This is a genomic window from Streptomyces roseochromogenus subsp. oscitans DS 12.976 (assembly GCF_000497445.1).
In the GTDB taxonomy this organism is placed as follows: Bacteria; Actinomycetota; Actinomycetes; order Streptomycetales; family Streptomycetaceae; genus Streptomyces; species Streptomyces oscitans.
The window spans coordinates 4,331,239-4,333,951 of the sequence record NZ_CM002285.1; the positions used below are offsets into that span (position 1 = coordinate 4,331,239).

Genomic DNA, 2,713 nt, shown 5'->3' on the forward strand with positions numbered 1-2,713 from the left:
CCCGGCGGCGGTGGTGCCGCCGTGTCTGGCCGCCGCCTGCACGGTCCCGACGGGCGCCTGGATGACCCGCCAACTCCCGTGTCCCGTCCTGCTGTTGGTGATGGGCGCCCTGGTGACGGCGGCCATCCTGCTCGTGCTGCGGGGCGCCCGCGTCCCGGCGCTGCGGGGCGGCGCGGGAGCGGTGACGGCGGGCGGCCTGGGCGACTTCATGAACGCGGCTGGGGGTGCCCCCACGCCCTTGAGGCAGTGGGGGAGGGCGTGGGCGGCCCGTCCGTCTCCCTCTGCGCCCTCAACGCGGGCTGGACGGTACGGGAGTTCGTCCCCAACGCCCAGTTCTACGGCGTCGTCAACGCGTTCTCGCTCGCCACGAACGGCACGCCCCGCCTGACCGGGTCCAATGGGCCGTCGCCGGCGCGGCGATGACGAAGGGCCTGTGGGGGATGTGGTTCGGACGCCAGGGCCTGTCCGGCGGAACCTGTCGCGGACGCGGGGGCCGGCACGCCCTCCCCCACTGCCCTGAGGACCTGGGGGCAACCCCAGCGGCGTTGTCGTCGGTTGCCGACTCCCCCAGCCTCGCTTCAGGGGACTGGCTTCACTTCCCCGGCCGGATCCCCAGCGGTCCGCCGATCTCCTCCGCCATGACGCGGCCCGCCTCGAACTCCAGGGTCTCGTCGCCCATGGTGGCCTGGTCGGTGTCGAGGCCGTCGAGCTCTTCCAGGGGCTGGTTGAGGCGGACGTGGATGAGGACCGACTGCAGGGCGCGCAGCACGGAGGACGCCGTCGGGCCCCAGTTGGAGAAGTAGGAGAACTGCCACCACCACAGGGCCTCCGTGGTGCGGCCGGCGCGGTAGTGGGCCATGCCGTGGCGCAGGTCGGTGATGACGTCGGCCAGGTCGTCGGAGATACGGGCCGGGACCGGGGCCTTGCGGGGCTCGTACGGGTCGAAGACCTCGGAGTAGACGTCGACCGGTTCGAGGAGCCGGGCCAGGTTCTCGCGCAGTTCGTCCACGTCCGGCTCGGGGCCCAGGTCGGGCTCGTAGCGCTCGTCGGGGACGATGTCCTCGTGCGCGCCGAGGCGGCCGCCGGCCAGCAGCAGCTGGGAGACCTCCAGGAGGAGGAAGGGCACGGTCGAGCCGGGCTCGTCGCCCCTCGCCACCTCCGTGACGGCCACCAGGAAGCTCTCGACCTGGTCCGCGATCTGGACCACGAAGTCGTCCGGGTTCTGAGCTGTCGCGTGCAGTGTGGCGTCAGACATCTAGGAGTCGTCTCCCCTCGAAGGCGCGGCCGAGGGTGACCTCGTCCGCGTATTCCAGGTCGCCACCCACCGGGAGGCCGCTGGCCAGGCGGGTGACCTTCAGGCCCATGGGCTTGATCATGCGAGCGAGGTACGTCGCCGTCGCCTCGCCCTCCAGATTCGGGTCCGTGGCCAGGATCAGTTCCGTGACCGTCCCATCAGCCAACCGCGCGAGAAGTTCTCGTATACGCAGATCGTCGGGACCGACACCCTCGATCGGGCTGATGGCGCCGCCGAGGACGTGGTAGCGCCCGCGGAACTCGCGGGTGCGCTCGATGGCGACCACGTCCTTCGGCTCCTCCACCACGCAGATGACCGAGGGGTCACGGCGCGGGTCACGGCAGATGCCGCACAGCTCCTCCTGCGCCACGTTGCCGCACATCGCGCAGAAGCGGACCCTCGCCTTGACCTCCATGAGCGCCTGCGCGAGCCGCTTCACGTCCGTCGGCTCGGCCTGCAGGATGTGGAAGGCGATCCGCTGCGCGCTCTTGGGACCGACGCCGGGCAACCGCCCCAGCTCGTCGATGAGGTCCTGGACCACGCCTTCGTACACCGGACTGCCCTTCCCTAAGACCTTTCGGTACGTACCGTAGTTGGCCCGGACTCAGAACGGCAGACCGGGGATGCCGGTGCCGCCGCCGAGGCCCTGGGCCAGCGGGCCGAGCTTCTGCTGCTGGAGCGTCTGCGCGTTCTCGTTGGCCGCCTGTACGGCCGCCACGATCAGGTCGGCGAGGGTTTCGACCGTCTCTTCAACGGATGCAGCCTCCGGGTCCACGGCCTTCGGGTCGATCTTCAGCGCCCGCAGCTCACCGGAGCCGGTCACGGTGGCCCTCACCAGACCGCCGCCCGCCTGCCCGTCGACCTCCGTGTTCGCCAGTTCCTCCTGCGCCCGCTGGAGATCCTGCTGCATCTTCTGGGCCTGCTGGAGCAACTGCTGCATGTTGGGCTGGCCACCACCGGGGATCACGATCAGCTCCTCTACGTTCTTCTCCTTGAGCATGAGCCTACGTGGTCCGGGCCCCCGTCGCCCCGCCACTCTTTCGAGTGAGAAGTCCACGAGGCCTATACCTGATCAAGACCCTCTTCCGGGCGGAAAAGACGGGAAAGCTCCTTCTTCGCCACCCATTGGGCGGTAGGAAGGGTGCCGCGCGTCGGAATGGTGTGTCACGCTGCGTGACCGGTCGTGATCAGTGATCAGTAGGGAGTGCCGGGTGGGTCAGCCGGAGATGCAGCCCGAGGGTCCGCCACAGGACGGGCGGGGCGAGGGTGCGGCCGGGCTGCGGCCGGGCGATCTGACCGGGCGGGCCTTTCCGCTCGGGGACTGGGGGGAGCCCGCCGAGCGGCTCGACGAGCTGTACCGGTGGGTGGAGCGCGGGGCGCTGGACACGGCGTCCTGGTATCTGCGGGACCGGGTGTGGA

At 70.4% G+C, this 2,713-nt stretch carries 4 protein-coding genes and 1 pseudogene; 2 read left to right on the forward strand and 3 right to left on the reverse strand.

Annotated features, from left to right (window positions below):
* Positions 1-431, forward strand: a pseudogene (locus M878_RS94470) (sulfite exporter TauE/SafE family protein); the annotation flags it as partial.
* A gap of 161 nt (positions 432-592) precedes the next feature.
* Here the strand turns inward: M878_RS94470 and M878_RS68365 are convergent.
* The 3 genes from M878_RS68365 to M878_RS68375 are packed head-to-tail and all read right to left on the reverse strand — an operon-like array spanning position 593 to position 2,261.
* Complete coding sequence (locus M878_RS68365; protein ID WP_023547903.1) at positions 593-1,255, reverse strand: DUF5063 domain-containing protein; 663 nt, start codon at positions 1,253-1,255, stop codon at positions 593-595.
* Positions 1,248-1,847, reverse strand: a complete 600-nt coding sequence (gene recR, locus M878_RS68370) for a recombination mediator RecR (protein ID WP_023547904.1) — start codon at positions 1,845-1,847, stop codon at positions 1,248-1,250. The genes M878_RS68365 and recR overlap by 8 nt, the downstream gene beginning before the upstream one ends.
* A gap of 51 nt (positions 1,848-1,898) precedes the next feature.
* Entirely contained in the window at positions 1,899-2,261 is a 363-nt protein-coding gene (locus tag M878_RS68375; RefSeq protein WP_031225235.1) for a YbaB/EbfC family nucleoid-associated protein, read from the reverse strand.
* 244 nt (positions 2,262-2,505) lie between these two features.
* Here M878_RS68375 and M878_RS48210 point away from each other — a divergent pair.
* Positions 2,506-2,713, forward strand: a 208-nt coding sequence (locus tag M878_RS48210) for an SLATT domain-containing protein (protein ID WP_031225236.1), incomplete at its 3' end; no start/stop codon positions are given.